This is a genomic window from Salinispora oceanensis (assembly GCF_000383575.1).
Lineage (GTDB): Bacteria > Actinomycetota > Actinomycetes > Mycobacteriales > Micromonosporaceae > Micromonospora > Micromonospora oceanensis.
Map to the genome: position 1 here is coordinate 2,804,061 of NZ_KB911579.1, position 22,929 is coordinate 2,826,989.

General features: G+C 70.2%; 25 protein-coding genes. 15 read left to right on the top strand and 10 right to left on the bottom strand.

Translation table 11 applies throughout. The features are described 5' to 3' along the window. Nucleotides 1-20: 20 nt before the first annotated feature. From SALPAC4_RS0113120 to SALPAC4_RS0113135, 3 genes are all read left to right on the top strand, one after another. On the top strand, nt 21-1,199 hold the full coding sequence (locus tag SALPAC4_RS0113120; RefSeq protein WP_019870713.1) for an alpha/beta fold hydrolase: 1,179 nt from the start codon (nt 21-23) through the stop codon (nt 1,197-1,199). A gap of 145 nt (nt 1,200-1,344) precedes the next feature. Further along, the gene (locus tag SALPAC4_RS0113130; RefSeq protein ID WP_019870715.1) at nt 1,345-1,635 is read left to right on the top strand and encodes a putative quinol monooxygenase; all 291 of its coding nucleotides are present in this window, start codon (nt 1,345-1,347) and stop codon (nt 1,633-1,635) included. Between the two features lie 70 nt (nt 1,636-1,705). After that, nucleotides 1,706-1,996 (top strand): putative quinol monooxygenase, encoded by a 291-nt coding sequence (locus SALPAC4_RS0113135; protein ID WP_019870716.1) that lies wholly within the window; start codon nt 1,706-1,708, stop codon nt 1,994-1,996. Between the two features lie 55 nt (nt 1,997-2,051). On the opposite strand, the gene SALPAC4_RS0113140 is transcribed toward SALPAC4_RS0113135, so the two are convergent. The 3 genes from SALPAC4_RS0113140 to SALPAC4_RS0113150 all read right to left on the bottom strand — a co-directional run bounded on the left by SALPAC4_RS0113140 (nt 2,052) and on the right by SALPAC4_RS0113150 (nt 4,704). Beyond that, nucleotides 2,052-3,149: an AEC family transporter gene (locus SALPAC4_RS0113140; protein ID WP_020113497.1), complete on the bottom strand. Its 1,098-nt coding sequence runs from the start codon at nt 3,147-3,149 to the stop codon at nt 2,052-2,054. Between the two features lie 160 nt (nt 3,150-3,309). Further along, a complete protein-coding gene (locus tag SALPAC4_RS0113145) occupies nt 3,310-3,894 on the bottom strand; it encodes a ClpP family protease (RefSeq protein WP_019870718.1) in 585 nt (194 codons plus the stop codon). Nucleotides 3,895-4,098: 204 nt separating this feature from the next. Further along, nucleotides 4,099-4,704, bottom strand: coding sequence for a helix-turn-helix domain-containing protein (locus SALPAC4_RS0113150; RefSeq protein WP_019870719.1), 606 nt, complete (start codon nt 4,702-4,704; stop codon nt 4,099-4,101). Between the two features lie 211 nt (nt 4,705-4,915). Between SALPAC4_RS0113150 and SALPAC4_RS0113155 the strand changes: the two genes are divergently transcribed. Then, nucleotides 4,916-5,938, top strand: a complete 1,023-nt coding sequence (locus SALPAC4_RS0113155) for a potassium channel family protein (protein ID WP_027644543.1) — start codon at nt 4,916-4,918, stop codon at nt 5,936-5,938. A gap of 102 nt (nt 5,939-6,040) precedes the next feature. On the opposite strand, the gene SALPAC4_RS0113160 is transcribed toward SALPAC4_RS0113155, so the two are convergent. After that, the gene (locus SALPAC4_RS0113160) at nt 6,041-7,075 is read right to left on the bottom strand and encodes a 2-oxoacid:ferredoxin oxidoreductase subunit beta (protein WP_019870721.1); all 1,035 of its coding nucleotides are present in this window, start codon (nt 7,073-7,075) and stop codon (nt 6,041-6,043) included. Then, entirely contained in the window at nt 7,068-8,915 is a 1,848-nt protein-coding gene (locus SALPAC4_RS0113165; RefSeq protein WP_019870722.1) for a 2-oxoacid:acceptor oxidoreductase subunit alpha, read from the bottom strand. Before SALPAC4_RS0113165 ends, SALPAC4_RS0113160 begins: the two co-directional genes overlap by 8 nt. Nucleotides 8,916-9,660: 745 nt before the next feature. Here SALPAC4_RS0113165 and SALPAC4_RS0113170 point away from each other — a divergent pair. Together SALPAC4_RS0113170 and ndhC are read left to right on the top strand one after the other, a co-directional pair. Beyond that, on the top strand, nt 9,661-10,305 hold the full coding sequence (locus SALPAC4_RS0113170; protein ID WP_019870723.1) for a C39 family peptidase: 645 nt from the start codon (nt 9,661-9,663) through the stop codon (nt 10,303-10,305). Nucleotides 10,306-10,413: 108 nt separating this feature from the next. Beyond that, a complete protein-coding gene (ndhC, locus tag SALPAC4_RS0113175; RefSeq protein WP_018741853.1) occupies nt 10,414-10,791 on the top strand; it encodes an NADH-quinone oxidoreductase subunit A in 378 nt (125 codons plus the stop codon). 39 nt (nt 10,792-10,830) lie between these two features. Here the strand turns inward: ndhC and folP are convergent, their stop codons facing one another. After that, entirely contained in the window at nt 10,831-11,700 is an 870-nt protein-coding gene (gene folP, locus SALPAC4_RS0113180; RefSeq protein WP_019870724.1) for a dihydropteroate synthase, read from the bottom strand. A 153-nt stretch (nt 11,701-11,853) separates the two neighbouring features. On the opposite strand from folP, the gene SALPAC4_RS0113185 reads away from it, so the two are divergent. From SALPAC4_RS0113185 to SALPAC4_RS0113200, 4 genes are all read left to right on the top strand, one after another. Next, nucleotides 11,854-12,471, top strand: coding sequence for a DivIVA domain-containing protein (locus SALPAC4_RS0113185; RefSeq protein WP_019870725.1), 618 nt, complete (start codon nt 11,854-11,856; stop codon nt 12,469-12,471). Further along, nucleotides 12,468-12,989: an SRPBCC family protein gene (locus SALPAC4_RS0113190; protein WP_019870726.1), complete on the top strand. Its 522-nt coding sequence runs from the start codon at nt 12,468-12,470 to the stop codon at nt 12,987-12,989. Before SALPAC4_RS0113185 ends, SALPAC4_RS0113190 begins: the two co-directional genes overlap by 4 nt. Before the next feature lie 63 nt (nt 12,990-13,052). Then, nucleotides 13,053-13,652 carry a DNA-3-methyladenine glycosylase I gene (locus SALPAC4_RS0113195; protein ID WP_019870727.1) on the top strand — a complete coding sequence of 200 codons (600 nt, stop codon included), beginning with the start codon at nt 13,053-13,055 and terminating at the stop codon, nt 13,650-13,652. Next, nucleotides 13,649-14,260 carry a hypothetical protein gene (locus SALPAC4_RS0113200; protein ID WP_019870728.1) on the top strand — a complete coding sequence of 204 codons (612 nt, stop codon included), beginning with the start codon at nt 13,649-13,651 and terminating at the stop codon, nt 14,258-14,260. Before SALPAC4_RS0113195 ends, SALPAC4_RS0113200 begins: the two co-directional genes overlap by 4 nt. A gap of 28 nt (nt 14,261-14,288) precedes the next feature. On the opposite strand, the gene SALPAC4_RS0113205 is transcribed toward SALPAC4_RS0113200, so the two are convergent. Together SALPAC4_RS0113205 and SALPAC4_RS0113210 are read right to left on the bottom strand one after the other, a co-directional pair. Then, nucleotides 14,289-15,080, bottom strand: a complete 792-nt coding sequence (locus SALPAC4_RS0113205; protein ID WP_019870729.1) for an enoyl-CoA hydratase-related protein — start codon at nt 15,078-15,080, stop codon at nt 14,289-14,291. Between the two features lie 3 nt (nt 15,081-15,083). After that, entirely contained in the window at nt 15,084-15,902 is an 819-nt protein-coding gene (locus SALPAC4_RS0113210; RefSeq protein ID WP_019870730.1) for a PaaX family transcriptional regulator, read from the bottom strand. 190 nt (nt 15,903-16,092) lie between these two features. Here SALPAC4_RS0113210 and SALPAC4_RS26545 point away from each other — a divergent pair, with 190 nt between their 5' ends. Further along, nucleotides 16,093-16,260 carry a DUF3117 domain-containing protein gene (locus SALPAC4_RS26545; protein WP_018729424.1) on the top strand — a complete coding sequence of 56 codons (168 nt, stop codon included), beginning with the start codon at nt 16,093-16,095 and terminating at the stop codon, nt 16,258-16,260. 238 nt (nt 16,261-16,498) lie between these two features. Beyond that, a complete protein-coding gene (locus tag SALPAC4_RS0113220) occupies nt 16,499-17,965 on the top strand; it encodes a leucyl aminopeptidase family protein (RefSeq protein ID WP_019870731.1) in 1,467 nt (488 codons plus the stop codon). Nucleotides 17,966-18,076: 111 nt separating this feature from the next. Here the strand turns inward: SALPAC4_RS0113220 and SALPAC4_RS0113225 are convergent, their stop codons facing one another. Continuing rightward, nucleotides 18,077-18,664, bottom strand: a complete 588-nt coding sequence (locus SALPAC4_RS0113225; protein WP_018729426.1) for an O-methyltransferase — start codon at nt 18,662-18,664, stop codon at nt 18,077-18,079. A gap of 330 nt (nt 18,665-18,994) precedes the next feature. On the opposite strand from SALPAC4_RS0113225, the gene SALPAC4_RS0113230 reads away from it, so the two are divergent. The 3 genes from SALPAC4_RS0113230 (at nt 18,995) to SALPAC4_RS0113240 (ending at nt 21,676) form a co-directional block, all read left to right on the top strand. Continuing rightward, on the top strand, nt 18,995-20,272 hold the full coding sequence (locus tag SALPAC4_RS0113230) for a S1C family serine protease (RefSeq protein WP_080640970.1): 1,278 nt from the start codon (nt 18,995-18,997) through the stop codon (nt 20,270-20,272). A 73-nt stretch (nt 20,273-20,345) separates the two neighbouring features. After that, complete coding sequence (locus SALPAC4_RS0113235; RefSeq protein ID WP_019870733.1) at nt 20,346-20,774, top strand: Sec-independent protein translocase family protein; 429 nt, start codon at nt 20,346-20,348, stop codon at nt 20,772-20,774. A 140-nt stretch (nt 20,775-20,914) separates the two neighbouring features. Then, on the top strand, nt 20,915-21,676 hold the full coding sequence (locus tag SALPAC4_RS0113240) for a tyrosine-protein phosphatase (RefSeq protein ID WP_019870734.1): 762 nt from the start codon (nt 20,915-20,917) through the stop codon (nt 21,674-21,676). A gap of 87 nt (nt 21,677-21,763) precedes the next feature. Here SALPAC4_RS0113240 and SALPAC4_RS0113245 read toward each other — a convergent pair whose 3' ends face one another. Beyond that, nucleotides 21,764-22,912 (bottom strand): Mrp/NBP35 family ATP-binding protein, encoded by a 1,149-nt coding sequence (locus SALPAC4_RS0113245; protein WP_019870735.1) that lies wholly within the window; start codon nt 22,910-22,912, stop codon nt 21,764-21,766. Nucleotides 22,913-22,929: the final 17 nt, after the last annotated feature.

The window sequence follows — 22,929 nt, forward strand, 5'->3', positions numbered from 1 at the left end:
AGCTATCTGTCAGTCTCCTCGTGGCGTCGGTGGTGCTGGCTCTCGCCGCACTGGCAGTCGCCATCGGCGGAGCCGTTCCGCGGTCGGACCGCAGGGCCACCCCGGAGTGGGAGCGGCCGTTTCCGGTGGCGGAGAGCGTCTATCCGTTCCAGTCGAGAGTCTACGAGTGGCGCGGGTTCGACTATCACTATGTGGACGTGCCGCCAGCAGCGGGCCATTCCCCCAAAGGTACCGTTCTGGCCGTCCACGGGAACGGCACCTGGAGCATGATCTACAGGAAAATCGTGGACCCGTTGAGCGCGGCGGGATTTCGGGTGATCCTTACCGACCACTTCGGTTTCGGATTCTCCGACAAACCGAGGATCAGTGAATTCGACTACCTGCCGAGTTCGCATGCGACGGTACTGCGGGACTTTGTCGCCGACCTGGCCCTGGAAGATCTCTACCTGGTGCTCCAGGACTGGGGTGGACCCATCGGACTGGCCGCCGGAGTCGCCACCCCGGAGAAGGTACGTGGTCTCGTGCTGATGAACACCTGGGCCTGGCAGCTCGACCACATCGACCAGGGGCAGACCGGGTTCATGCACGCGGTGCATGATCGTGGGCGCCATGCGCAGCTGGAACCGGAGTTCTACACGCAGGGCGAGCTCATCCGCCGCGGTGCGATCGGGCTCGCCGAACGAAACGCGGTGGAAGGGTCGGCGGAGTACGCGGCGCTGCGGGACGCGATGTGGGGGCCCTACCTCACCCTGGAGCCCCCGCATGAGCTGCGCTACCCGGAGGTGACCCAGCCGGTGCACATCTCCGCGATGGCGACCGTCGCGGACGGCGCATTTCTGGATCAACTTGACCGGGACCTGGCCGTGCTGCGCTCGAAGCCGGTCTTCTTCGCCTTCGGCGACGACACGGCCTTTGGGCCGTACAAGGTTGACCTGGCGATTCTCGGCGGCGAACGGGAGCTCTGCCGGCCCGGTTATCACCCGGAGACCGAGGAGGTCACCACCCGGACCAACTGTGTCGACGACGAGACCGGCGCGGCCTACTGGTATCCGCTGGAGCGGTTTCGGTCGGAGTGGCACCCCACCGCGGTCGTCGGGCAGTGGCGGGACAGTACTCACGGCCACTGGGTGCAGGACGAGGTTCCCTCGGTGGTGGTCGAGGCGGTTAGGTCCGTCCATGCGGCCGGTGCCCGACCGTGAGGACGGGTACGCCCACCCCCGCGCGCCCCGGAACCGCCTGATCAGCTTCGAGCCGCATCTGGCGACTTGCCGGGCCGGGTACGGGCTCTTCCGCTAGCGTGAAGAAGTTACGCAAACGAACGACGGGGCGACCAGGGGGTACCGCATGTCACGCCTGACTATTGTTGCCAACATTCACGCCAAGCCGGACCAGGTGGACCTGGTCAAGTCGGAGTTGAAGAAGCTCATCCCGACCACCCGGGCGGAGAAGGGGTGTATCAACTACGACCTGCACCAGGACAATACGGACCCGACCCATTTCGTCTTCTACGAGAACTGGGAGTCGCGTGACCTCTGGCAGGCGCACATGAACGCCCCCCACATGGAGGCGTACGGCGCGGCGACCGCCGGCAAGGTGGATGAATTCGTGGTCAACGAGATGACCGAGATTGACTGACGGTTCGCGAATGGCTCTGTTGGGCTGAGGAAGTTCGATAACGGAACGACCAGGTGGATGGGAGTGCCGAATGTCGCGCTTGACTATTATTGCCAACGTTCACGCCCGGCCGGGCCAGGCGGACCTGGTGAAAGCGGAGTTGGAGAAGCTTGTCCCGTTGACTCGGGCGGAGGAGGGGTGCATAAACTACGACCTGCACCAGGATAACAGCGACCCGGCCCACTTCGTCCTCTATGAGAACTGGGAGTCCCGTGAGATCTGGGAGGCTCACAAGGGCGGCGCGCACTTGCGGCAGTACATGGAGGCGACCTCCGGTAAGATTGATGAATACAATTTCACCGACCTGACGCACATTGATTGACGAATCGTTGGGGGTCGGCTCGGGTCCGCCGTACCGGGTAGGTGGGGGAGCGAGGTCACCCTGCTTGCGCCCAGTGAATCCAGAATGGCAGCAGCAGTAGCGCCGCGACCGAGCTCTTCACCACCAGTGCGGCCGACAGCTCAACATCGACGCCGTAGCGCTGCGCGACGATGAACAGGTTCTGTGGCGCCGGCATCGCCGCGATGAGGACGAGATAGGTCAGCCAGGGGTCGCCAATATCGAAGACATGCGCGGCGGCCAACCAGACCGCGAACGGGAACAGCAGGCACTTGACGGCGATCAACCAGATCTCCTCGCCGGTGGTGTGGCGGAAGCTGACCCCACTGCCGCCCAGGTGCAGACCCAGGGCGAAGAGCGCGATCGGCGCGGCCGCGGCACCGACGAAGTCGAATCCGCCGAGCAGCGGCTCCGGTATCTGGAAGGCCAGCAGGTTGAGCAGGAGGCCGGCGTTACACGCCAAGACGACCGGAGTGTTCAGGGAACCCCACAGCGCCCGGCCCACTCGGCCACGTCGGCTCCGGAGTGGCGACGGCGCTGGTGGCCCGCCGGCCGGCTGCAACGGTCGCGGCTCGCCGGTCGGCTGCATCGGTCGCGGCTCGCCGGTCGGTCGCGTCGGTCGCAGCCCGCCGGCCCCAGCCGAGGCGGGTACGGCCTGGCCGGCCGGGAAGACCTTCACCGGTGCTCCGTTGAGTTCCATGATGGCCAGGACGACCAGGGTGAGGACGCATACCTGGAACAGCAGGACCGGAAAGACCGGCGCTGCGTCGCCAAAAAGCATGATGAACACGGGTACCGCGAAATACGCGGTATTGACCTGGACCGCCGCCATGATCCGCAACGCGAGCTGTCGCGGCTCGCGGGTGGTGGTCAGCCCCGCCAGCACCCCGACCACGGCCATGGCGATCACCGCCGTGACGGCGTAGCCGGCGAGAGCAGGCCAGGCGAACAGGGCGCCCAGGTCGCTGCGGTAGATGTTGGCGAACAGGTAGCACGGCACGGCGAAGAGGAAGGCGAAATCGGCGAACGCCTTCGAACTCGCCGCGCTGACGACGCTCCGCCGGGCGAACAACACACCGCCGCCGAGAGCCAACGCCACCGGCACGAGCTTTTCGAAGACGGCGAGCGCTTCCAACGGGTCGGTCCTCCAACGGATCTGGCCGGCCCGATCCGGTCGGCAGGGGCGTCCCGTGGTTCCGGCGGCGGCTCCGTTGCTATCAAAGAGACAGGGGCCGGCGCCAATCGGCGAGCGGCGGACAACAGCGCCGGCTCCGACCCGACCCATGGGTGGTAGCTCAGCGCGCGAGCTCCGCCGCCTGTGTGATGACGTGGTCGATGAGGCCGTACTCGCGGGCCTGATCCGGGGTGAACCAGCGATCCCGGTCCCAGTCTCGCTGGATCTCCGCCAGCGTCCGACCGCTGTGCTGGGCGATCAGCCCCTGCATGGTCTTCTTCACGTGCAGGAGGTTCTCCGCCTGGATCCGGACGTCCGCGGCGGTGCCCCCCATCCCGCCCGAAGGCTGGTGCATGAGGATCCACGAGTGCGGCAGCGCGCACCGTTTGCCTGCCGTCCCGGCGCAGAGGAGGAACTGCCCCATCGAGCCGGCCATGCCCAACGCCAACGTCGCCACGTCGTTGCGGACAAACCGCATCGTGTCGTAGACGGCCATCCCCGCGCTCACCGAGCCGCCGGGCGAGTTGATGTAGAGCTTGATGTCTCGGTCCGGGTCCTCGGCGGCCAGCAGCAGGATCTGGGCGCAGACCCGGTTGGCCGACTCGTCGGTCACCTCGGTGCCGAGGAAGACTATGCGTTCCTGGAGCAGCCGCTCGAAGACCTGGGAGCCGAAGCCCTGCTGCCCATCGTCCAACATTTTGATCATTAGGTGTTACCTCCAGCGCGTCGGCGGGCGGGGGACCGCCCGGGAGCCGGCCCGTCCAGCGTGCGCGTGCCGGTGCAGGAGGAGGTAGCCGATCTGCCGGCAGCAGATCGGCCCAGAGCAGATCGGTCGAGGGCGGATTGGCCCAGGTGGATCGACCGGGTCGATCGGCGCGGGGGCGGTCCGGTTGGGTTAGCGCCGAGCCCGTTACTGCCGAGCCCGTTGCCGGCGTGCCCGGGTGAGCCGCCGGGCCCGCCACGAGCTTCGTGCGGTGGGGCGGTCAGCCGGTGCCGCAGCGATCAACCGGACTCTTAGGCCGGCACCTCGCCGGTCCGGCTCGAGGATGGAGCGCAGATCTCCCGCCAGGCCGCCGGTTAGCGCGGGCCCGATCGGCGCCAGCCCGACGCCACCGATGGGCAGCCCAGGGGAACCCAGTCGAAGGTGCACCTGGCTGGCACCGCAGGAGGTGGGGCCGCGGCCGCGTAGCCCGGCCCGGACCGAGTGCTGCCGGGCCGGCTCGACGTGGGAGCTCGGCGTGCGGCTGACCTCGCCGATGGTGAACCCCATCGGCTCGGGCCGCTCCAGGCGACGTAGCTCGTCCCGGGCCTCCCCGAGCAGGTCGGAGAGGCGGATCCCGAGCGCCCGGCAGACCGCCGCGAGTACCTCGGAGGAGGCCTCCTTCCGTCCCCGCTCCACCTCGGACAGGTACGGCATGGAGACCCCGGCGGCGGCAGCTACCTCCCGCAGCGTGCGGCCCTGCCGCATCCGGACCCGGCGCAACACCCCGCCGATGACTCGTCTGAGCAACGACATGCTCCGCCTCGCTCTCGTTGGCTGTGGTCCGAGGGGGACAGCTCCCATCATGCCCGCCGGGCGCCCAGATCGACCCGACGCTGCGTCCCCGGTCCCATCATGCCCGTTGGGGCTGTTGTGGCGTCGTGCCGGCCGCCTCGCCATCTGTGCTACCCCCAACCCGTTATGTTGTGGGCGTGCAGGTGACAGCGGAGCTCGGGCGGGGCGAACGGTGATCCATTTCCCGGCGCAACGGCGTGATCCGCTGAGCGCGTTGAGTCTACGGTTGGCCGCGGCCCTCGGGCTCGTCCTGGCCAGCGTCGCCGTCGTGTGGCTCGACCGGGACGGCTATCGGGACGCCAACCGTGACTCGGACGGGCTGAGCCTCCTCGACTGCTTCTACTACGTTGTGGTCTCCCTCTCCACCACCGGGTACGGCGACATCGCCCCGGTCTCGGAGTCGGCCCGCCTGATCAACGTCCTCTACATCACGCCGGCCCGGGTCATCTTCCTGATCATCCTGGTCGGCACCACCCTGGAAGTCCTGACCGAGCAGTACCGGACCGGCCGTCGTCTGTCCCGGTGGAGGAGAGCTGTGAAGGACCACGTCATCATCTGCGGCTACGGCACCAAGGGCCGCAGTGCGATCTCCGCCCTGCTCGAGAACGGCTTCGACAAGTCCAGGATCGTGGTGGTCGAACGCAGCGGCGCCGCCCTGCGGCAGGCCACCTCGGCCGGTCTGGTGGCGATCGAGGGGTCGGCGACCCGCTCGGCGACGCTCAACGAGGCACACATCCGGACCGCCAAGGCAGTGATCATCGCGACGGACAGTGACGACGCCTCGGTGTTGGTGGCGCTGACCGTCCGGCAGCTCACCGCGGGACAGGTGCGGATCATCGCCGCGGCCCGGGAGGCGGAGAACGCCCCACTGCTCAAGCAGAGTGGCGCCCATCACGTGATCGTCTCGTCGGCGACCGCCGGTCGGCTGCTGGGTCTCTCCACCTCCGCGCCGCCGCTGATCGAGGTGGTGGAGGATCTGCTCACGCCCGGTCAGGGGATGGCGCTCGCGATGCGGTCGGCCGAGCGGCACGAGGTCGGCCGCTCCCCCCGCGAGCTGGAGGCTCTGGTCATCGCGCTGGTGCGGCGGGGCAAGGTGGTCACGCTCGCCGATCGAGCCGGTGGGGTCATCGAAACCGGCGACATGCTCGTGCACGTCCGCGACGACCGTCGGACGTCCTCCACCCCGATGTCCTGACCCCGCGCCGTGGGCGCCCCGTGTCGATGTCGGGAGCGCCCGCGCCGCTGCGCCGAGGTTCTGGGCCCAGCTACCCGGCAGCCACCGGGATCAGCCGGCGACTCAGTCGATCGTCCAGGTGTCGCCGCTGTGCAACAGGCCGGCGAACAGCTGCTCCCGAGGTTCGGTCACCGTGGCCCGGGCCGCGTCGAGCTGCTCCTGGACCACGCTGTCGTACGACGGCCGCCGCACCGAACGGAACACCCCGATCGGGGTGTTGCGCAGGTCCAGACCCGGCAGCCGGGACAGGGCGAACGCGTACGCAGGGTCGGTGATGGTGGCATCGTGGACCACGATCTCCTCCGCCGCGGTGGCCGCGGTCTCGCGGACCTCCAGGCCGAAGCCGCCGGGCGGGTGTACGACGCAGAACTGGCCGTCCCGACCGAACGTGATCGGCTGGTCGTGCTCCAGCCGGATCAGCGAGTCGTCCCGGGTGGCGGGCCCCTTGAGCTGTTCGAAGGCCCCGTCGTTGAAGATGTTGCAGTTCTGGTAGATCTCCACGAAGGCCGAGCCCTCGTGCTCGGCGGCGGCCCGGAGCACCGACTGCAGGTGTTTGCGGTCCGAGTCGATGGTGCGGGCCACAAACGTGGCCTCCGCGCCCAGCGCCAGCGAGAGCGGGTTGAACGGTGCGTCCGCCGAGCCGACCGGGGTCGACTTGGTGATCTTGCCAACCTCTGAGGTGGGGGAGTACTGCCCCTTGGTCAGGCCGTAGATCTGGTTGTTGAACAGCAGGATCTTCAGATTGACGTTACGCCGGAGCGCGTGGATCAGGTGGTTGCCGCCGATCGACAGCGCGTCGCCGTCTCCGGTCACCACCCAGACGGAGAGGTCGGGGCGGGTGGTGGAGAGGCCGGTGGCGATCGCTGGGGCGCGACCGTGGATCGAGTGCATCCCGTACGTGTTCATGTAGTACGGGAAGCGCGATGAGCAGCCGATACCGGAGACGAAGACGATTCGCTCCCGGGGGATGTTCAGCTCCGGCATGAAGCCCTGGACGGCGGCGAGGATCGCGTAGTCACCACAGCCGGGGCACCAGCGCACCTCCTGGTTGGACTTGAAGTCCTTCGCGGTGAGCTTGAGGGCGACGGGCTCAGACATTCTTCAGGACCTCTTCCAGCATCGTCTCCAGCTCGTTGGCGGTGAACGGCAGACCGTGCACCTGGTTGTAGCTGATCGCGTCGACCAGGTAACGGGCGCGGATCACCTGGGCGAGCTGACCGAGGTTCATCTCGGGGATGACCACCCGCTCGTAGGAGCGCAGTATCTCGCCGAGGTTGGCCGGCATCGGGGCGAGGTGCCGCAGGTGCGCCTGGGCGACGGAGAGCCCACGCTGGCGGAGGCCCCGGCAGGCAGCCCCGATCGGCCCGTACGTGGACCCCCAGCCGAGCACCAGCACCTGAGCGTCACCGTCCGGGTCCTCGACCTCGAGGTCGGGCACCGGGATCGCCTCGATCCGGGCGGCACGGGTCCGGACCATGAGGTCGTGGTTGGCCGGGTCGTACGAGATGTCGCCGGTCTTGTCGGCCTTCTCCAGCCCACCGATGCGGTGCTCCAGTCCGGGCGTGCCGGGGACAGCCCAGGGCCGGGCCAGGGTCTCCGGATCCCGCAGGTATGGCAGGAAGGTGGCGCCGTCCTCGCCGTTGGGCCCGGTGGCGAAGTCGACCCGCAGGTCGGGCAGGGACTCGACGTCGGGGAGCAGCCACGGCTCGGAGCCGTTGGCCACGTAGTTGTCGGAGAGGAGGAGCACCGGCGTGCGGTAGGTCAGCGCGATCCGGGCCGCCTCCAACGCCGCGTAGAAGCAGTCGGCCGGGGACTTCGGCGCGAGCACCGCCACCGGCGCCTCGCCGTGTCGGCCGAAGAGGGCCATGTTCAGGTCGGCCTGCTCGGTCTTGGTCGGCATCCCGGTCGACGGTCCAGCCCGCTGCACGTCCACGATGACCAGCGGCAGCTCCAACGCCACCGCGAGCGAGATGGTTTCGCTCTTGAGCGCGACGCCGGGGCCGCTGGTGGTGGTGACGCCGAGCGCCCCGCCGTACGAGGCGCCCAGCGCCGCGCCGATGGCCGCGATCTCGTCCTCGGCCTGCATGGTGAGCACGCCGAAACGCTTGTGCTTGCTCAGTTCGTGCAGGATGTCCGACGCCGGGGTGATCGGGTAGGCGCCGAGGAACACCAACAGCTCGGAGCGGACCCCGGCGGCCACCAGGCCGAGCGACAGGGCCGCGTTGCCGGTGATGTTCCGGTAGGTCCCCGGTGGCATCTTCGCCGGCTTGACCTCGTACCGGACCGCGAAGTCTTCGGTCGTCTCGCCGAAGTTCCAGCCGGCCTTGAAGGCCGCGACGTTGGCCCCGACCAGCTCCGGCCGGGTCGCGAACTTGCGCTCCAGGAACCGCAGGGTCGACTCGTACGGCCGGGAGTACATCCAGCTCAGCAGGCCCAGCGCGAACATGTTCTTGGCCCGTTCGGCGTCCTTCTTGGACACCTCGTGGTCGGCGAGCGCCCCGACGGTCATCGAGGTCAGCGCCACCGGGTGCACCGTGTAGCCGGCGAGCGAGTCGTCCTCGAGCGGGTTCGCCTGGTAGCCGACCTTGGCCAGGTTACGGCGGGTGAACTCGTCGGTGTTGACGATGATGTCGGCTCCGCGCGGCAGGTCGGCGAGGTTGGCCTTGAGCGCGGCCGGGTTCATCGCGACCAGGACGTTCGGCGAGTCGCCGGGGGTGAGGATGTCGTAGTCGGCGAAGTGCACCTGGAAGCTCGACACCCCGGGTAGCGTCCCGGCGGGCGCGCGGATCTCCGCGGGGAAGTTGGGCAGCGTGGAGATGTCGTTGCCGAGTTGGGCTGTTTCGGAGGTGAATCGGTCGCCGGTCAGCTGCATCCCGTCGCCGGAGTCCCCGGCGAAGCGGATGACCACGCGGTCCAGCTGGCGGATCTTCTTGGTCATGACCGCACCCCGCTTTGGTCGGCGCGGTCGCCCGGATCGCCGTACTCGCTCCTGACCTCGCCCTGCCCGGTCACATGGCCTCCTCGGCGCGCCGCCGTGACCCACCTCGTGTGGTTGTCCGGCATGCTGTCGTTTCTCACCTGAGAGCCTACGTCGGATCACCTCCTCGCCAGCTCGAGAGGTCCGTCGACTGGGACTCGATTTGGCGAGTAGATGACCGTTTCATCGCTATTTTTGATCGGCTGTCGTAATCCAGATCACCGATTACTTCGCCGCCCCGGTGGCCCTGGACTTCCGGCGCCCTTTTGGCTGCTCCGGGGGTGCTTGGCTGATCAGGGTCTGGTGGGTGGAAGGCGCTTCGTGGCCGCCGGCGCCGCCGCCACGGAGGCGCGCTTTAAGGTCAATTGAGTGTTTTGACCGAATTGCGGTTACTGAATGTGAGGTACCTGACCTTTTGTCGGGTGGTGTGGGTCACAGTCGGCGGGGAATCGGCGCCGGGGGCCGGTGGTTATACCTGGCGTAACCATGCGGGGTAGCCGTGAGCGCCCCGCCGGACCGCCGGCAACCGGTGGTCGCCCGCCCCGGAATGCCGTGGGGCCGGCGTTGGTTACATCCCCCGGGCCGCCCGAGTAGCACCCCCGGCCGGGCGAACCCCCTCTTTCGATTTCTTCTCGAACCACCTCGTGCGACCCGCTGGCGCGCCCCCTGCGCCCGCGGCACCCCCGAGCGGAAGGCTTCGATCATCATGCGTACCGACATCCTTCGTAAGACCGCCCTGACCGCTGCTGGCCTGATCGCCACCGGTGGCGCCATCGCCGCCCCCGCGACCGCCGCCTTCGCCGCCCCCACCGCGGCCCCCACCGCGCAGAGCGAGCGCGACGGCACCCGCGTACTCTCGGTCGACTACGAGGCCCAGCCGAACTTCTACTACTGCGGCCCCGCCGCCGCCCGTAACGCCCTGTCCGTGCAGGACAAGGACATCGACGTCTACTCGATGGCCGAGCGGATGGGCACCACCGAGTCCGGCACCGACTCCATCAACGACATCACCCCGGTGCTGAACACCGAGACCGGCCGCGACGTGTACCGCAGCGTCGAGATCTCCACCCCCGAGGCCGACGACAAGCAGACCGACACCCTGCGCGAGGACATCATCCGCACCGTCGATGACGGCCGCGCCGTCGTAGCCAACATCGCCGGCACCGCCACCGACACCAACGGCGAGAGCCACTCCTTCGCCGGCGGCCACTACATCGCCGTCAACGGCTACCGCGACGCCGGCGACCAGGTGAAGATCGCCGACTCGGCGAACCCGAACACCGCCGAGTACTGGATCACCACCGAAGCCCTCGCCGACTGGATCGCCACCCGCGGCTACTCCACCAGCTGACCACCGACCACACCGACCAGGGCCGGCCCCCACCCGGGGGCCGGCCCTCGTCGTCGTCCGCGGCCGGACGGGTGCGGGCCGGGGGCGGGACCGGTAGTCTGAGCCACCGTGACCGGTTACCTGGGCTCCTACACGACGCTCGGGCTCCTGCTCCTCGCCAGTCTGCTCTTCTTCGTGACGGCCTTCTCGGCCAACCGGGTGCTGCGTCCCGCCCGCCCTGCCGAGCCACCTGGTAAGCGCGCCAGCTACGAGTGCGGGCTGGACCCGGTCGGCGGTGATTGGGCCCAAGCCCAGATCCGTTACTACGTGTACGCCTACCTGTACGTGTTGTTCGCGGTCGAGGCGGTGTTTCTCTTCCCCTGGGCCGTGATCTTCAACCGGCGCGGCTACGGGCTGGTCACCGTCGTGGAGATGGCGATCTTCGTGGCGGTGCTGGCGCTGGGCATCCTTTACGCGTGGCGGAAGAACATCCTGCGCTGGACCTGACGGTACGGCCGTGCCGCTCCAGCCCCGGTTGGCGGTGCGTTACGCCAGGCCGCGCCGGGTGGAGGCGGGTGGGCGGTCGCCCCGGATGGTGGCCACCATGTCCAGGACCCGGCGGGTCGCCTGGACCTGGTGGGCCCGGAACACCCGGGCACCCAACCAGGCGGAGATTGCGGTGGCGGCGAGGGTGCCTTCCAGTCGTTCGACGGCCGGTAGGTCCAGGGTCTCGCCGATGAAGTCCTTGTTCGACAGGGCAACCAGCAGCGGCCAGCCGGTCCCGGCGAGTTCGTCGAGGCGGCGGGTGAGCTCCAAGGAGTGGTGGGTGTTCTTACCGAAGTCGTGGGCCGGGTCGATCAGAATGCCGTCGGGCCGTACCCCCAGCGACACCGCCCGCTCGGCGAGGCCGGTTACGGTCGCCACCACGTCTGCGAGCACGTCGTCGTAGGCGACCCGATGCGGCCGGGTCCGCGGCGTCAGCCCACCCGCGTGGGAGCAGAGCAGCCCGGCACCGGTCTCCGCCGCGACCTGAGCCAGCGCTGGATCGGTGCCGGACCACGTGTCGTTCAGCAGGTCCGCACCGGCGGCCACCGCCGCCACGGCTACCTCGGCCCGCCAGGTGTCGATCGAGATGACCACGTCGGGGAAGGCGGCCCGGACCGCGGCGATGGTGGCCACGGTCCGGCGGATCTCCTCGGCCACGTCGACCTCGGCACCAGGACCGGCCTTGACCCCGCCGATGTCGATGATGTCCGCGCCCTCGGCGATCGCGCGTTCCACCGCCCGGAGCGCGCTCTCCTCCCCGAAGGTCGCGCCCCGGTCGAAGAATGAGTCCGGGGTGCGGTTGATGATCGCCATGACTCCGAGCTCACCTGGGCCGAAGGTTCGCCGGCCGAGCCGCAGTGCGTCCGCCATCCCGCCTCCCGAGGGTGCCGCCGGACCTCCCGGCGGTCACGACGCTAGTCGGTCCGCACCGGGGCGGCTGGACCGGCGGTTGTTTCGCCTGCTCACTGGGGATCCGGGGTGGTGGGGTCGCCCCGCCCCGGTTAACGTGCCACGATTTGGTGCATGGGTCAGGTTCTGCTCCTGTTGGTCGCGGCGCTCACCGTCGCGGCGGTGGTCTTCGGTGTGGCGGTGTTGGTCACCGGTCGGGATTCGGGTCTTGTGCCGGCCGAGCCGGACGGGACGGCGGTACCCCTGCCCAGCACCCGCCCGCTGCGGGAGTCCGATGTTGGTCAGGTGCGGTTCGACACCGCGTTGCGCGGGTACCGCATGGCTCAGGTCGACCAGGCGATGCGCCGGGCGGCGTACGACATCGGCTACAAGACGGAGCTGATCGGGGTGCTGGAGGCAGAGGTCACCGCGTTGCGGGAGGGACGCAGCGCCGATGCTGACGCGCTTCTGCGCGCCCGCGAGGCGGCGGCCGGCGCGCACCCTGGGGCCGGCGGCGACTCGCCCGATGCGGCAGCGCGGCGGTCCCAACCGCACACCGGCGAGGCCGCTGACGAGTCGGCGGACGAGGCCCGCTCCGACGGCGCGGCCAAGCCAGATCCCGAAGCTCGGTCCGGTGACCAGACGCGGGCAGATTCCGCGGCTGGTTCCGGCGGCGAGGCCGTGGGTGACCCGGGGCACGACCCGCGGTCCGCGGGGGTAGCCGACTCGACCGCCCGGTCGGAGTCGGTGTGACGGCGGGGGACAGCGCCGAGGAGTGGGTCCCCTCGGACGGTGCTGACCTGCGGGAGGTGGCGCGGCCAGGGGGCGCCGAGGTTACCGCCGCGGTGATCGTTGACGCGTCGGCCGAGCAGGTCTTCGCGGCACTCGTGGCCTGGGAACGACAGGGCGAATGGATCCCCTTCACCAAGGTCCGGGTGGTCGAGGGTGATGGTGGCGAGGGCAGCCTGGTCGAGGCGGTCACCGCGGTCGGGCCGGCCACACTCCGCGACGAGATGCGGGTGGTACGGGTGGACGCACCGTATGAGGTGCGCGTGGTCCACTGCGGGAGGCTGCTGCGCGGCCCCGGCGTGCTGCGGTGCACCCCGCTGGCCGGCGGGCGGACCCAGGTCGTCTGGCACGAGTGGTTCCAGCTGCCGGGCGGGGCGGCCGGACGGGTCGTGTGGCCCTTCCTGTGGCCCGGTTCGAAGGTCGGCCTGACCCAGGCCCTCCGGCGCTTCGGGCGGCGGGTGGAGCAGGGCCGCCTCCCCTGATTCGCGGGCCGGGCCACGGCCGGTCGTGGTCGGGGCGTCGGTGGGGTGTCGTAGCGTTGACGCGTGACTGACCTCGTGATCGGTGCTGACGGTTCGTCTCGCTGCGCCTGGGGGGCGGGCACGCCCGACTACGCCGTCTACCACGACACCGAGTGGGGCCGCCCGTTGCGCGGCGACGACGCCCTCTACGAGCGGATGACGCTGGAGGCGTTCCAGTCCGGGCTGTCGTGGCTGACCATCCTCCGGAAGCGGGCCGCGTTTCGGAAGGCGTTCGACGGGTTCCGGATCGAGTCGGTGGCAGCTTTCTCCGCCGCGGACGTCGCCCGGCTGCTCGATGACACCGGCATCGTCCGCAACCGGGCCAAGATCGAGGCGGCGATCTCCAACGCCCGGGTCGCACTGGAACTTCCGGTCGGTCTCTCCGACCTGCTCTGGTCCTTCGCCCCGCCGCCGCGCCGCGAACGGCCCGCCTCGTTCGCGCAGGTGCCGGCGCTGACCGTGGAGTCCACCATGATGGCGAAGGCGTTGAAGAAGCGGGGCTTCCGGTTTGTCGGCCCGACCACCGCCTACGCGCTGATGCAGGCCACCGGCATGGTTGACGACCATCTCGTCGGTTGCCACGTGCCGGCTGGCGATGACGACGTGATGGGATGGGGTGCATGACGACCGACACCGCGGACCGGACCGACCGGACGCCCCGTGCCGACGGCGCGGACACCTGGGCCGTGTTGCTGCCGCCGGGGCGGTACGAGGCCGAGCGGCTCGTGCACCATGACACGCTCGAGCTGGTCGGTGCCGAGGGAGCCCGGCCGCGCCCCGGCGACCAGGTCGCGGTGCTCGCCGACGCGCCGTCGAGGTTGGTTGCGCTGGGTCAGGTCACCGACATCAGCGACCTGCGCCCGGACGGCCCGCCCGCGGAGCGGGTCGAGCCGCGGCTGGTGATCACGTACACCCGCCGGTCTTTCGACACCCCGGTGTTGGCCGATGCCCTGACGGTTGACGGGCCGGTCACCCCGCTGGACCCGACGGCGTTCCAGGCGCTGGCCGACCAGCTCGGTCCGCCCCCGCCACGGCAGTCCTGGATGGTCAGTCTCAACCTGCCGATCGAGGCCGTGTCACCGGCGGAGGCGGTTCGGGAGTTCTGGGCCTATGTGCAGGAGTTGGGCCCCCGCGAGCTACCCGCATTCGTCTGGCCGTCCGGCAACGAGCTGGCCATGCAGGCGTTCGTCCTCGGCGAGGAAGCCAACCAGGACCCGGAGGAGGACGACTGACCGGGGGCGGCTCCGCCCCCGGGTGTCGTCAGCGGCCCTCGAAGACCGGCTTCTGCTTGGCGACGAAGGCCATGGTGGCGGAGCGGTGGTCGGCGGTGGCGCCGCAGATCGACTGAGCCTGCGCCTCGGCGGCCAGGGCGTCGGCGAGAGTGCCCGCGTCCGCGATGGAGAGCTGTCGTTTGATCGCCCCGTACGCGATGGTCGGGCCCGCCGCCAACCGGGCGGCCAACTCCTGCGCCGCCGGCAACACCTCCTCGTCGGTCGCGACCAGCCGGTTGAGGAGGCCAAGCTGGTGGGCCTCCGCCGCCCGTACCGGCTCGGCGAGCATCAGCAGCTCGACGGCCTTGGCGTGGCCGACGAGCCGGGGCAGCGTCCACGAGGCGCCGGTGTCGGCGGCGAGCCCAACCTTGGCGAAGGCCATGAGGAAGCTGGTGGAGGGTCCACCGACCCGAATGTCGGCGAGGAAGGCCAGCGAGGCCCCCGCCCCGGCGGCCATGCCGCCCACGGCGGCGACGACGGGTTTGGCCAGGCCCGCCAGCCGGGCGACGATCGGGTTGTAATGCGTTCCCACGGTGTCGAGCGGGTTACCCTCGCTGGACTCCAGCGTCCGCACGTGTTCGCGCAGATCCTGGCCAGCACTGAACGAACCGCCCGACCCGGCCAGCACCACCGCTCGGCAGCTCCGGTCATTTTCCAGCTCGGCCAGGGCGTCCCGGAGCGCCTCCTTCAGCGCCGTGTCGAACGCGTTCATGGCCGTGGGGCGGTTCAGGGTGAGGGTTACGACGGCGTCGGTGCGGTCGATGAGGAGTGGCTCGGTCACGGTTCAATGACCCTTCTGTCCAGTGATGCGGTTACCGGCGTCGAGGCAGGCCTCGACGTAACGGTCGGCGGCCGGCCGTAGTCGGGCCGCGTGGCGGTCGAAGAAGCTGCCCGCGGCGGTGCCCGGCCAACGCTCGGGGAGCAGCGCCGGCGGCAGCTGCGGGTCCCGGAACAGGAAGGTGCGCCAGGCGTGCACGAGCCGAAACCGGGCGGCGTACGCCTCCTCGTCGGGACTGCGTACGGTGACCCCGCTGAGCAGCGCCCGCTGTTCGGCGACGAACTGCTCGTACGCCCGGCCGATCTCGGCCAGGTCCCAGGCGCGGCGGACGACGCCCATCGCGCCCGGCGTGCCGGCCGCGTGCGCGGCGGTGAACCGCTCGTAGCGCACCCCCGCCTCGTCGAGGAGCAGGTCAACGTCCTCGCCCGGTCGGGTGGCCACCCACGTGCACTCGTCGAGCGTGCCGTAGCCGAGGAAGCTCAGGTTCGCGGCGAGACGCTGGCGTTCCCGGCGGGTGGTTGGTGCCGCCACGACGAGCAGGTCGAAGCGCCCGTCCCAGCCGGTTTTGCCGGTGCGGTAGATCCGGGTAGCCGCCTCGTCCAACCGACGAGCGGCTTTCGGGGTGATCGCGTATCCGGGTCCGGTGGCCATCCGGAGGGGTTCGAGCCAGCCCTGGCGTACCATCCGGGAGACCGCCGTCCGTACTGCTGGCGGTGCGATGCCCAGTGGCGCCAGCAGCTTGACCAGGGCAGCGACCTGCGCCCGGCCACCTCGAGGTCGGAGGTGGTCACCGTAGAGGTCGAAGAGTGCCGACCGTGCCTGCATGACCGCACATTGTGACAGGCCTTCTCGGGATAAGCTAGGTTCTGTTACATCAATACTGCCTCGGTTTGGGTCCAGCGGTGTTCATCAGGGAAAATCGTTGGTCGACACCCCGGTGAAGGTTGCGGGTGGTCGTGGCGAAGTGGCTGTGGGGCAACCCACCGACCCTGGTTCAGGTCTGAGGGGAGACAACATGGCGGCGATGAAGCCGCGGACGGGCGACGGTCCGCTGGAAGTCACCAAGGAGGGCCGTGGCATCGTCATGCGAGTCCCGCTGGAGGGCGGTGGCCGGCTCGTCGTCGAGATGACTCCGGACGAGGCCAACGCGCTCGGTGCCGCGCTGAGGGCGGCTGCCGGCTGAGTATGGGCCGTCCGCGCCTCGCGTGGACGGTCCATCCGCCTCCTGATTCACCGGTGTTCCCATGTCGGTGGTCGTAGGCGTGCTGAAGCGGACGGCGAGGCGGTGGCCGCCCGGGACTCCGGGCGGCCACCGCCGGTCGTCGGCCGGCCCACCGCGCTGCCCCAGCAGCCATTTGCGGATATTTATCCTGTTCTGCGGAGGTCGCTCCGCAGGCTTCACCTGGAAGGTACGGCGTCGCGTGTTCGCCATCCGGCTACTCGCCGAGCCTGAGCGGCTCGATGTTCTGGCCCTGCCCGTCCGACCTGCCGCCGAGGCGGAACCGTCAGCTCAGCTGGTGCCCGTCGCAGCGGCCCTGCCGGACGGGGTCGCCGACGAGCTCACCGCGCTGCTGCCGGCCGCGCGCCTGGGCGGCGATGCCGGTCAGACCTGGAACCAGATCCGACCGGGACAGGCGCCGGGCCGCCTGGTCCCGTTCGGGATCGGGGCCGGGGACGAGGCGGCCTGGCGGACGGCCGGGGCCGCCCTCGCCCGAGCGGCGGCCGATGCGGCGCACGTCACACTCCCGCTCCCGGTGGCTGCCACCCCAGCGGCCGTACGGGGGCTGGTGGAAGGGTTGCTGCTGGCGTCGTACCGGTTCCGGCTCGGTGCCGACAAGGCCGTACCCGCCCTGGCCGCGGTCGACCTGGTGGTGCCGGATCCGGCGGAGTACGCCGACGTGGTCGCGGGTGCCCGCACCACCGCGGAGATGACCCGACTCGCCCGCGACCTGGTGAACATGCCCTCGTCGGTGAAGAACCCGCAGTGGTTCGCCGGGCAGGTGGCCGACGCCGCGGCCGGCGTCCCCGACCTGCACCTACGGGTCCGGGAACCGGATGAGCTGGCCGTCGAGGGCTTCGGCGGGATCGTCGCGGTCGGCACGGGCTCCGCCAACGGTCCCCGTCTGGTCGAGCTGGACTGGCGGCCGGCCGGAGCGCGGATGCACGTCGTACTGGTCGGCAAGGGGATCACCTTCGACACCGGGGGAATCTCGATCAAACCCCGGGCCAGCATGAAGCTGATGCGCAAGGACATGGCCGGTGCGGCAGCGGTGGTGGCGGCCACGCTGGGGGCGGCCCTGCGGCGGCTGCCGGTCCGGGTCACCACCCTCGCCCCGCTGGCCGAGAACATGGTCAGCGGCGCCGCGTTCCGGCCAGGCGACATCATCCGCCATTACGGGGGCGTGACCAGCGAGACCACCAACTCCGACGCCGAGGGCCGGCTGGTCCTCGCCGATGCGCTCGCCTACGCCGTACGGGAACACCAGCCCGACCTGGTCGTCGATCTGGCCACGCTGACCGGTGCGAACGCGGTGGCGCTGGGCAAGCGCACCGCCGCCCTGTACAGCGAGGACGATCGCCTCGCCGAGGACGTGTTGGCGGCGGTCAACGCGGCCGGTGAAGCGGCGTGGCGGTTGCCACTGCCGACTGACTACGTCGACTACCTCCGCAGTGACCTCGCCGATCTGTACAGTGCGCCGGCCCAGGGCGCCGGCTCGGTGGTGGCGGCGCTCTACCTGCGTGAGTTCCTCGGCGAACTGCGGGACCGTTGGGTGCACGTCGACATGTCGGCGCCGTCCTGGTCGGAAGGGGCGGAGGCGGAGTTGACCCCGGGCGCCACCGGCTGGGGTGTCCGTTCGCTCCTGCGCTGGCTGGAGACGCTCGGCTGACCTGCGTCGGGCCGGACGGCGGTGGCAGCCGGCCCGGTCGGCAGCCGGCCCGGCCCGAGTGGAGTGCCGGCTGCCCGCTGGAGCCCCAACAGACAGCCGGCCTCTGGTTGCCTAGCCGCGCACTGCGGTGAGGAGCCCGTGGCCGACCGGGAGCAGGGCGGGAATCCAGTACTCGGACTCCCGGATCGCCTTGATCGTCTCCCGGGTAGTCACCGTCTCCGGGTCCCGGGCGGCGGGATCGGCGATCCGGCCGTCGGCCAGGGCACCGTTGAGGGCGAGCACTCCGCCCGGGCGGAGCAGCCGGTGGGCGGCGTCCACGCAGGCGGCGAAGCCAGTCGCCTCGGTGTCAACGAACACCAGGTCGTACGCACCGTCGGCGAGGCGTGGCAGCACGTCCAGCGCGCGACCGGTAATGATCCGACTCCGGCCGGAGGTGAAGCCGGCCTCGGTGAAGATCCGGCGCGCGATGCGTTGATGCTCGATCTCACCGTCGATCGTGGTCAGCACCCCGTCGGGGCGCATGCCGCGCAGCAGCCAGACGCCGCTGACGCCGGTGCCGGTGCCGATCTCCACCACCGCGCGGGCGTTCCCCGCGGCGGCCAGCAGCCGCAGGGCCGCACCCGCACCCGGGGTCACCGCCTCGAGGCCGACCTCGTGGGCGAGGGCGCGGGCGGTGCGCAGTACGAGATCCTCGGTCACATACGACTCCGCGAGCTGCAGAGCCTGGGCCGAAGAGCCGGAATTGGCGACCGTGGCGATGGGGCACCTCCGGACGGCGTTCGGGTCAGAGCGGGCTCCGGGTGGTGCGGCAGCATGATCGGAACACGCCCTTCAGGGGTGAGTGGGGCACTGTGAGCCTAGAGGCGATGTGCACGGGGCGCAGCCGCGCGTCCCCACATCGACGATCACGGTGGGCGACCGTGACGGCATCCGTGGCTTCCGTGCAATCCTGGAGGCGGTGTGCGAACGAGTGCGACCGGTCAGGTGTGGTTGGCGCGGATGGACCCGCGACGAGTGGGAGGCAGCGACGTGACCGACGGCTGGGACTGGCGCCAGCCCGGGACGGGTGCCACAGTGGCGGGCTCGTCGTCGGCCGCTCCTCCGCCGGGTGGCCCGGGGGCGCCGTGGTGGTCTGACGCGTTGGCCGACCCGTGGCGGGACCCGATGGCACCGGCGGCGGTGGTCGTGCCCGCCGCGCCGGTTCCCGGTACGGAGACGGAGCCGGTCACCGACCCGGATTCGTCGGCCCGTCCCGCCCTGCGACACGTGTTGATCATTCCGTTGGTCACCGCCCTGCTCGCCGGTGCGTTGGGAGGCGCGCTCGGTTACGCGTTCGCGATCCGGGGCGGGACCACTCCGGTCCTCGGCGGTGCCCCGATTCAGCCGCCGGAGCTGGCCCAGCGGAGGCCGGAGTCGCTCGCCGGCGTGGCCGAGCGGGTGCTGCCGAGCGTGGTCACGGTTCGGGTGGCGGGCCCCGACGGGATGAGTGAGGGTTCCGGCTTCATCGCCACCACCGATGGCTATCTGATTACCAACGACCACGTGGTGGCGGGTGCGACCGGGCCCGCCACGGTGATCTTCAATGACGGGAGCTCCGCCCCGGCCACCCTCGTCGGCCAGGATCCGGAGTCGGACATCGCGGTCATCAAGGTCGCGAAGGAGGGGCTCCACCCGGTGGCGTTCGGTGACTCGGAAGCGCTCGCGGTCGGCGATCCGGTGTTGGCCATCGGGTCGCCGCTCTCCCTCACCAACACGGTCACCGCCGGCATCATCAGCGCCCTCGACCGGACGATGCAGGCGGGCGAGCCGGGCGGCCCCACCCGCTACTACGCGGCGATCCAGACCGATGCGGCGGTCAACCACGGCAACTCCGGCGGCCCCCTGGTGGACGGTGCCGGGCGGGTGATCGGGGTCAACTCCACGATCAAGTCGTTGGTCGCCGAGGGGCAGGAGGCCGGCAACATCGGGCTCGCCTTCGCGATCCCGATCAACCAGGCCAAGCGGATCACCCAGGACATCATCGGCACCGGCAAGGCCCGTCGTACGGTGATCGGCGCTCAGGTGGGCGGCGGGGGCGCCGGGGCGGGGGTGCGGTTGGTCTCGGTGGAGCCGTCTGGCCCGGCGGCCAGCGCCGGGCTGCGGGCGAATGACGTGATCGTCACGCTCAACGGGCGGCCGACGAACGAGCCGACCGACCTGATCGCCCTGGTTCGTAAGTTCGCACCCGGGTCCGTGGTGGTGGTGGAGTACCGGCGTGGCACGTCGCGGCGGAACGCCTCGGTGACCCTGGTCGCGGATGCGAAGTGAGTCGCTCGGCCCCCTGCCGAGCTAGCCTGTGACGTGCGTAGGCTTGCGCTGAGGCCGAAGGGAGGATCGTGCGGTGTTCGACAACCTGAACTGGTGGGAGATCGGTGCGCTGTTGCTCCTGGCGCTGCTGATCTTCGGTGACCGGCTGCCCACGGTCATCAGTGACGGTCTGCGGATGGTGCGTAACCTGCGCCGGATGGCGAACAACGCCACCACTGACCTGAGTCGGGAATTGGGCACCGACATTCAGCTCCAGGACCTGCATCCGAAGACGTTCGTTCGCAAGCACCTGCTCAGTGAGGAGGATGAGGCGGCGATTCGGAAGCCGTTGCAGGGGGTCTACGACAACCTGCGGGCCGATGTGACCAGCGTGCACGAGGAGCTGAAGGACGTCGCCACCGCCGTTGACCCGGCAAGCCGTCCAGCCGGCCGCCCGGCCCCGGCGACCGGCGGTACCTCGCCCGCGCCCACTCCTCGGATCAGCTACGACGACGCGACCTGACTGACGCCGCAACCTGACCGACGGCACAACCAGCTACTGATGAGGCGACCAGTCGTGGCGGCGCGACCACTTACCGATGGCGCGACCTGACGGACGTCTCGTCGGGGTTCGGTTGCGGGGTCGAACTATGGTGCCGTGGCATGACTAACATCGACTGTGGATCGACGCCGCTCGTCAGCGCCGACGGCGATGACTCGGCGGCGGCGCGGAGCAGGGAGCTCTCCTGGGACGGGTGTGTCAATGCTCGGGATCTGGGCGGGCTCGGGCGGGTGCGGCCAGGCGCGGTGGTCCGGATGGAGGAGCCGAACCGCCTGAGCGCGGCGGGGTGGGCGGCGGCCTGGGCCTACGGGGTGCGCACGGTCGTTGATCTGCGCAACGCCGACGAGTACGGGCAGGACAGCGCGCCCAGACCAGCGGGGATGACGACGGTGCGGGTGCCGCTCGAACCGGTCGGCACACCCTTCTATGCACACTGGGAGAAGATCGACAACCTGGCGTCGCCGCTGTACTACCCGGCGATGCTGGCCGAGCAGTCGGAGCGGGTGACCGCCGCCGTCCGGGCGATCAGCACCGCCGCGCCCGGCTGCGTGCTGTTTCACTGCTCCGGCGGCAAGGACCGGACGGGGCTGCTCGCGCTGGTGTTGCTGACCTTGGCGGAGGCGACGCCGGAGGAGATCGTCGCCGACTACCTGCTCTCCTACGAGCGGATGCGGCAGCGCTACGCCGAGCTCGGTCACCCCGACCAACTCGTCGCGGTGACCGAGCGTTTAGCGACTCGGAACACCACCATCGAGGAATCGTTGAGCTCGACGGTCGCTGCCCTGACGATGCCCGGCTACCTCCTCGAGAGCGGCCTGACCGCAGCCGAGGTCAGCGACCTGCGGGCCCGCCTGATCACCTGACCGGCGGGCCCAGCAACCCGCCTGGACCGGTGGACCGGCGGGCCGCCCAGGAAGAGGTCCGGGGGAGTACGGCTCGACCAGGTGGCGCTAGCTGCCGGCCGGCTTGAGGCCCAGCGGTTTGCCGAGCAGTGACTCGCGTCGTACCGCGAGCCGGTCCGCGACCTGGCCCAGCGCCGCGGCGGCGGGGGAGGCCGGCGCGGCGAGCACGACCGGGTTGCCCTCGTCGCCGGCCTCGCGGACCCGGGTGTCGAGCGGGACCTGACCGAGTAGCGGCACCTGTGCACCGATGGCCTTCGTCAACGAGTCGGCGACCGTCTGGCCGCCGCCGGCCCCGAAGACCTCCATCCGGGTGCCGTCCGGCAGCTCCAGCCACGACATGTTCTCGATGACACCGACCACCCGCTGGTGGGTCTGCAACGCGATCGCGCCGGCCCGCTCCGCCACTTCGGCGGCGGCGGTCTGCGGCGTGGTGACCACCAGGATCTCGGCGTTGGGCAGCAGCTGGGCCAGCGAGATCGCCACGTCACCGGTGCCCGGGGGCAGGTCGAGCAGGAGCACGTCCAGGTCGCCCCAGTACACGTCGGCGAGGAACTGCTGTAGGGCCCGGTGCAGCATCGGGCCGCGCCACACCACGGCGGCGTTGCCGGGGGTGAACATCCCGATCGAGATGACCTTCACGCCGTGCGACTCGGGCGGCATGATCATGTCCTCGACGCGGGTGGGGCGACCCTCGGCCCCGAGCATCCGCGGCACCGAGTGGCCGTAGATGTCCGCGTCAACCACCCCGACGGAGAGTCCCCGGGCGGCCAGCGCCGCCGCCAGGTTGACCGTCACGCTGGACTTGCCGACACCGCCCTTGCCGCTGGCCACCGCGTACACCCGGGTGCGGGAGCCGGGCTGGGCGAACGGAATCACGGGCTCCTGGTCGGTGCCGCCGCCGCGTAGCTTGGTCTGGAGTTCCTTGCGCTGCTCGGGGCTCATCACGCCGAACTCGATCTCCACCCCCGTCACGCCCGGCACCGCGCTCACGGCGGCCGTGATGTCCGAGCGCAGCTTCTCCTTCAGCGGGCAGCCGGCGACGGTGAGCAGCAGCTCAACCTGAACCACGCCGTCGTCGCCGATCGCCGCGGAGCGGACCATGCCCAACTCCGTGATGGGACGGCGGATCTCCGGGTCGTTGACAGTGGCCAGGGCGGCCTGAATCGCGTCGGAGACGGTATTGGCTGGTGCAGACATGACGGCAATGCTACGTC